This is a genomic window from Streptomyces capoamus (assembly GCF_014654935.1).
In the GTDB taxonomy this organism is placed as follows: Bacteria; Actinomycetota; Actinomycetes; order Streptomycetales; family Streptomycetaceae; genus Streptomyces; species Streptomyces capoamus.
In genome coordinates this window covers 385,785-392,099 of sequence record NZ_BNBF01000003.1, presented here as the reverse complement: position 1 = coordinate 392,099, position 6,315 = coordinate 385,785, and the positions used below count along the sequence as shown (strand labels likewise).

Genomic DNA, 6,315 nt, shown 5'->3' with positions numbered 1-6,315 from the left:
GCACCATGTCGATCACGACCAGCGCGGTACGCCTCGGATCGACGCTCTCGTACGCGTGTCGCCTGCCGCGTCTCGCCTCCTGCCGCGCGTACTCCCGCGGTTCGATCCGCCAGTCATGGATCCTGGGCTTCGACTGCATGCATCTCCCCCGGTCGGCCTGCCGAACTGACGACGAGCAGGATGAGCCTGCCCTCCGTGACCAGCGTCCACCCGCTCCCACTCCGCAGCGGGTGGTGAAGCCGGGCCCCGACCCGGGCGGACGTCCGGACCGGGCGGGGCTCAGGGGGTGAACTCCTCCTCCAGCTCGTCGATCGCCCCGTCAGCACCGAGGTGGTACTTGAAGACCAGCCCGCTGTTCGGGTGCGCCTCGAGCCAGTCGAGGAACTCCTGCACGCCGATGTGCTGGTTCTCCGTGCTCGCGACGACGGGATTGGTGACGGTGACGTAGGCGGCCTGGTTCATGGGCACGGGGATCTCCTTGCCCACCGTCTCGAACGGGGCCCCGTCGGAGTCCGCGGGCGCGCAGCCCCAGGCACCGTATTTGACGATCAGGTGCAGGGCGCCCCCCTCGGGCGTGTAGCGGTAGACCGCCAGTTCGTCGGGCGAGATGGGCATCTTGTGGTCGCATCCGCTGCCGCCGGCCGCGGTCGCCGAGGCGGCGGGCTTCGCCGGTGCCGGTGCCTTCGGCGCGGCAGGCTTGGCCGGGGAGGCCGTAGCAGCACCGGAAGGAGACTTGCCCACGGGCACGGTGCCGGCCGTGGACGACCCGGTTGCCGGGCCGGTGGGTGCACCGGTCGCCGGCCCGCCGGAGGGCTGTGCCGACGTGGCCGTCTTCGGGCCGGCGGCGGACCCCTCGGAGTCGCCGTCGCCGTTGCACGCGGCGAGCGTCAGGGCCAGCAAGGCGGCGGCCAGGCTCGTCGCGGTCGTACGGACAACGGCGCCGGGTCTGTGGTGGTCCTCGGTCGTCCTGGTCATCGTCACGGCGGATCGTCCCTCGTGGGTCAGGCGCACCCTGTGTGCGAGCTGTGTCGTTCGCCGGGACGGACGGGGTACCGGCGGCCGGTGGTTGCACCGGCCGCATTTCGTTGCCCGCTCGTGACCCGCGCTGCGCGCACGGGGCGGCTGTTGCCGCCGACTCGGGGTATCCGCAGGGCCACCTGACACGGTTCAACGGGGAAGGAATCGGCTTGTGACCCTGTCCGAGAGCGAGCGAGTGCAGAACCCCGGTCCCGCCGGCCGGGCGCCCACGGCCGGGCGCGTCAGCCGTTTCCTGGGCCGGCACTTGTGGCTGCAGGTGGTCCTGTCCCTGCTGGCCGCCAGTGCGTTGATCATGCTGTTGTTCCCGGGGCGGTCGTTCGCGTCCGTGCTCGTCCGCACGGCCGTCACCTCCGTGGGGGCGATCGCCGTGCTGGTCGTCCGGCGGCGCAGGGAAAAGCGTGCCGCGGGCGGCGCGGACGACCTGGTGTCCCTCGACCTCAAGCTCCGTGACGGTGAGGTGCCCGAGGACCCGCAGGAACGCCGGGCCATGCGTGACCTCGTGGCGCAGCGCCTGCACCGCACGCGCCACCGCCGGGCCGCTCTGGTGCTCCTCGGGGTGCTGTTCGGCGGGCTCACCGTGCTCCTCGCGCTGACCGGGAACGCCCGGCAGTCCATCGGCTTCGGGGTGCTCACCGTGGTGTTCGTGGGGTGGATCGCGTACCAGGGACACGTGCAGGACCGAAGGCTGCGGTCGATGCGGGCCGCCCTGGCCGACGACGGCCCCGCGGAACGGGCGGGGTGACACCGGCGACACCCGGCGCGGGCGCGGCCCGGGGCGGACGGGCAGTCGGGGGTTCGGCGTGGAAGGCATCACGTCATGACGGCCTCAGCCGGCCGAAGTGCATCCTCGCGGAACGGGGGCGGGGCCGGGGCCCGGTTCGGACACCTCATCGGGACACGATGGCCCGTGTGTGATTCTCCATGATCGCCAGGGCCGCCGCCATGACGCTCAACTGGGGATTCACCTGCGGGCAGCTGGGGAGCACCGACGCGTCCGCGACCACCACGCCGTGCACACCGCGGAGCCGGCCCTGCGGGTCGACCGGGAAGCGTTCCGGGCTCGCACCGGCGGCGGCCGTGCCGGTGGGGTGGTAGGCCGACAGGTGCAATCGCCGCGCGCTGGTGCCGGCCAGCACGTCACGCAGTTCGGCGAGGCTGCGCACGCGGGGCGTGCGCGGGATGCCGGTGAGTACTTCCTCGGCGCCCGCGGCGAACAGCAGCTCGCCCATGGCGAGGACGGCTCGCAGGAGACGGCCGGCGTCGCGGCGGTCCAGGTCGTAACGGACGACGGTGCGGCGGCGGCCCAGGACCCGGCCGGCCGGCCGGTCGGCGATCATCGCCCCGAGGGTGGCGAGCCGGTCAACGCCCTCCAGTTCGCGGCGCAGCTCGCCGCCCGCCCCGGGCAGCACGAACGAGCCCATGCCGGGCGGGGTGGCGGTGGCCTCGATGAGGATGCCGGCGCCGTGGTGTTCCTCCACGCCGACGCTCTGCAGCACGCCCTGCCAGGCCTTGACCGGTTCGGCGAAGCGTCCCGCGACGCTCGTGGCCGGGTGGACGCTGAGGTTGTGTCCGAGGCGGGGATGTCCGCCCAGTCCGGAGCGGCGCAGGAGCTGCGGGGTCTGCAGGGCGCCCGCCGCGACGACGACGAGGGGCGCGAGGATGTCGAACGCGCCGCCGTCTTGCTCCCGTCGTACGCGCACCCCCGCCGCACGTGGGCCTCCCGGGCGGTCCGTGTCGACGAGTACGCGCTCCACCCGCGCCTCGGTGACGATGCGGGCCCCGGCGGCGCACGCCTCGGGCAGCACGGAGAGCTGAACGCTGTGTTTGGCGCCGGTCGGACAGCCGGCCACGCACTGGCAGGAGCCCTGGCAGCCGGGCGCGTTCCTCCGCAGCGGTGCGGCCCGCCAGCCGAGGGCGCCGGCGCCGGCCAGTGCGAGCCGGCCGTTGGCGCCGAGGACGTCGAGAGGCTGGGTGGCCACCCGCAGGAGGCGTTCGGCCTCGTCCAGGTGACGGTCGAACTCGTCGGCCGCCGTCCACCCGAAGTGTCTGCTCCAGCGGGACAGGACGTGGTCCGGTGTGCGGTAGCAGGTACCGGAGTTGACGAGGGTGGTGCCGCCGACGGCTCGGCCCACCGGCAGCAGCAGCGGTGGTGTGCCGAGGGCGAAGGTGGCTCCTCCGTCCCGGTACAGCTCGGTGAAGCGCTCCAGGGGCGCGCGCCGGCCGAACGACTCGGTGCTGTGGTGGCTTCCCTCTTCGAGGACGAGGACGTCGAGGCCTGCCCGCGCCAGGGACCGCGCGGCCACGGCCCCGCCCGCTCCCGAGCCGACGACCACGGCATCGGCGGTGGAGCAGGCCGGCCACGCGGACGCGGGCGTCAGGTCCAGTGGGGGGTCCTTGCGCGTGAGGACGCTCCTCGTCGTTCCCTCTTCGAGCATGCGCTCGGTCCCGGCCGACAGCAGGACGGGCACCTTGAGGAGGTCCAGCAGCGGCAGGAGCGCGGGGCGGGCGGTCAGTCCGGCCACGACGGACTGCCGTTCCCGCGCGGTGAGTCCGGCCAGGGTGCGCCCGGTGCGGGCCAGGGCGTAGGCGTCCACCGCGCGTGCCGCGGCCCGCATGCCCGCCCGGGCGCCCACCGGCATCGTGGACAGGACCGTCTCGAGACGGTCGGGAACCCGGCGGGGCCAGTCGGTCGTGCCGTCGTCGGCGATCAGGGCGGCGACGAGGCCGGTGAGACTCATCGTGTGCCCACCTCCGCGTGGGCCGTACCGTCCAGTGTCCACTCGGCCTCGGTGCGCCAGCCGCCGAACCACCACCTCTCCAGCAGGACGTGGGCGTCGGCGCGTTCGCTGTTGCGACAGGTCGCGTGCCGGCCGTCGGGGTCGGTGTAGTCGAGTACGAGGGTGCGGTCGGCGGGCTGGGTGACCTCGACCCGGATGCGGCGCAGGGCGGTGCGGCCGGTGACCCGCCACGTGGGCAGGGCCGTGTCCGCCCGGAAACGCCCCGCTCCGGCCCAGCCGACGGCACCCCGCTCGGGACGGCGGGGCCAGTCGCGGCCCTGGCGGCGCAGCCGGAGGAAGACCATCGGGGGCAGTCTGCGCAGTCCCGGACGGGTGGAGACCGCGGCGACGACCTCCAGCACGTCCCCGTCGCCGAGGTCGGCGTGCAGCCAGGCCCAGCGGCGGGCGTTGCCGTGGCCGTAGATGCGGGCGGACGCCCCCGGGACTCCGCTGAGCGTCAGTGTCCTGCCGTCGTGCGTGAAGGTCCCGTCGTACCGGGACCGCGCGGCCGGCAGCATGTGGGTGGCGGGCAGCAGCGGGCGGTTCCAGGACCAGCGGGGAAAGGTGAACAGCGGCTCGCCGGCGGGGCGTTCCGCGATGTCCCAGTGCAGGGCGCCCTCGTCCGCCGATCCGGACAGGCGCCCTGGCCGGGAGGCGACCTCGCCGGCGTCGAAGCCCGGCTCGGCGCCGGACCACGGCACGGGACCGAAGCGCGCGTGCCGCACGGGGCCGTCCTCGGGGAACACCGCGGCCCAGCCGTGCGCGTACGGTTGCGACCCGTCGACGGGCGCGGTCAGTTCGTGGTGCAGCCACAGTCCGCTGCCGGTGTCCGGGTCGGTGACGGTGGTGTACCAGACCTCCGTGCGGCCGGGCTCGCCGCGCCAGCGGGACGCGAGGACCGCGCCCGGCTCGTGGGGCCGGGGGAAACGGAAACTCGCGAGGAACGGCAGGAGTTGCGTGCTCAGCGGGAAGCGAAGAGTGCCGGTGCCCATCGGCGCGCCGTCCGCGTAGAGGGTGAACGGCAGCACGGTCATCGAGGCAACCGGCCTGCGCGGGGAGACGGACTTCCAGCCGTCGAGGGTGAGGCGGCGGCCGCCTGCGGTGAACGCGATGCGGTACCGGATACGGCGTCGCGCGAGGGGGGAGATCTCCAGCTCTCCCTCCGCGTTCGGATCGTCGGCCAGGCCGGTGATCCGTACACGGCCTGCGGCCCGCGCCTCCGTCGTCCCCCACGGCCGCATCACGCGGTCCGCCGAGACCGTCAGGTCCAGGCGGATGCGGCGGTCGCGGCGGTCCCGGTCACGACCGTCGCGGCCGTCGGGGCCGTCGGGGCCGTCGGGGCCGTCGCGGTGTTCGTGGTGTTCGTGGTGTTCGTGGTGTTCGCCGTCGAGCCGCAGCGTGCCGAGCATCGTCTCGTCGAAGACGGTGCCGCGCGTGGCCGAGCGCCTGCCCTGATGGACGCGTGAGGTGGTGGCCGCGCTCATGCGAGGCCCTCCAGCATGATCCGCTCGGTGACCGTCAGGTACTGCTCGGCCGCTCGGCGGGCACCGGCCTCGTCACCGGACCGTACCGCCGCGACCACCGGCTCCAGGCGCTCCCGGGCCACCCCGGCGTCCGTGAAAGGTCCCCGGAGCGCGGCGCGCACGGGGAGGTAGGCGTTGAAGAGCGTGTTGGTGAGCAGGACGTAGACGCGGTTGCCGGTGGCGCGGGCCAGGGCCCGGTGGACCTCGATGTCCGCCAGCTGTACGGCGTCGGCGTCCGCCCCCTCCCCCACGGCCGCCAGCAGGGCTGCGAGTTCGGTCCGTTGCCGTTCGCTCGCTCGGCCCGCCGCGCGTTCGGCGATCAACGCGCCGATGCTGCGCCGCACTTCGAACACCTCACCGATCCAGTCGGGGCTGTGCCGTACGAGCATCGGCAGCAGGTCGGCGCCGCCCAGGCGCAGGTAGTCGCGCACACGGGTGCCGACGCCGTGCCGGGTCTCCAGCAGGCCCGCCTGCATCAGACGCCCGAACGCGTGTTTCAGGGTGGTCCGGGTGACGCCGTACCCGTCGGCGAGTGTGCGCTCCGGCGGCAGGTAACTGCCCGCCGGATGACGGCCGGTGAGGATGTCCTCACGCAGCCGGCTCTCCAGGGCGTCTACGAGGGTTTCGCGGGGCAGGGACTCCACGCCGTCCTCCAGTGGCTCAGTGGATGAGCCACTCAACCAGCGCGGGTGCGCGGAGTCAATGACCCCGGCGAACCCGCGCCGCCGGACTTCCTCTCTTCCTCCGGGGAGAGGGAGGGTCCGGTGAGGGAGGGTCCGGTCGGGAAGACCCGTTCAGCCGCCGCTGGGCACGACCTTCAGCACCTTGCCCTGGGGATCGGCCCGCAGATAGCCGCCCTCGCCGTACTTGTCACTGAGGTACACGGACATCCCCGCAGGGGTGCCGAAGACCTTGTCCGGCGGGTTCAGCAGCAGGTAGCGGGAGGTGACGTGGTCGACCTTCAGCCTCTTCTCGCT

The 6,315-nt window shown here is 73.7% G+C and carries 5 protein-coding genes and 1 pseudogene; 1 reads left to right on the top strand and 5 read right to left on the bottom strand.

Going from position 1 to position 6,315, the window contains the following annotated elements; genetic code table 11:
- Nucleotides 1-279: 279 nt before the first annotated feature.
- Entirely contained in the window at nt 280-975 is a 696-nt protein-coding gene (locus IE312_RS07690) for a hypothetical protein (protein WP_189979565.1), read from the bottom strand.
- 214 nt (nt 976-1,189) lie between these two features.
- Here IE312_RS07690 and IE312_RS07685 point away from each other — a divergent pair, with 214 nt between their 5' ends.
- Complete coding sequence (locus IE312_RS07685) at nt 1,190-1,780, top strand: hypothetical protein (RefSeq protein WP_229899267.1); 591 nt, start codon at nt 1,190-1,192, stop codon at nt 1,778-1,780.
- Between the two features lie 145 nt (nt 1,781-1,925).
- Here IE312_RS07685 and IE312_RS07680 read toward each other — a convergent pair whose 3' ends face one another.
- The 4 genes and pseudogenes from IE312_RS07680 to IE312_RS39205 all read right to left on the bottom strand — a co-directional run.
- Nucleotides 1,926-3,776 (bottom strand): GMC family oxidoreductase, encoded by a 1,851-nt coding sequence (locus tag IE312_RS07680; protein WP_189979563.1) that lies wholly within the window; start codon nt 3,774-3,776, stop codon nt 1,926-1,928.
- On the bottom strand, nt 3,773-5,299 hold the full coding sequence (locus IE312_RS07675; RefSeq protein ID WP_229899265.1) for a tocopherol cyclase family protein: 1,527 nt from the start codon (nt 5,297-5,299) through the stop codon (nt 3,773-3,775). The genes IE312_RS07680 and IE312_RS07675 overlap by 4 nt, the downstream gene beginning before the upstream one ends.
- Complete coding sequence (locus tag IE312_RS07670) at nt 5,296-5,982, bottom strand: FadR/GntR family transcriptional regulator (protein ID WP_189979561.1); 687 nt, start codon at nt 5,980-5,982, stop codon at nt 5,296-5,298. Before IE312_RS07670 ends, IE312_RS07675 begins: the two co-directional genes overlap by 4 nt.
- Before the next feature lie 150 nt (nt 5,983-6,132).
- A pseudogene (locus tag IE312_RS39205) lies at nt 6,133-6,315 on the bottom strand (serine/threonine protein kinase); the annotation flags it as partial.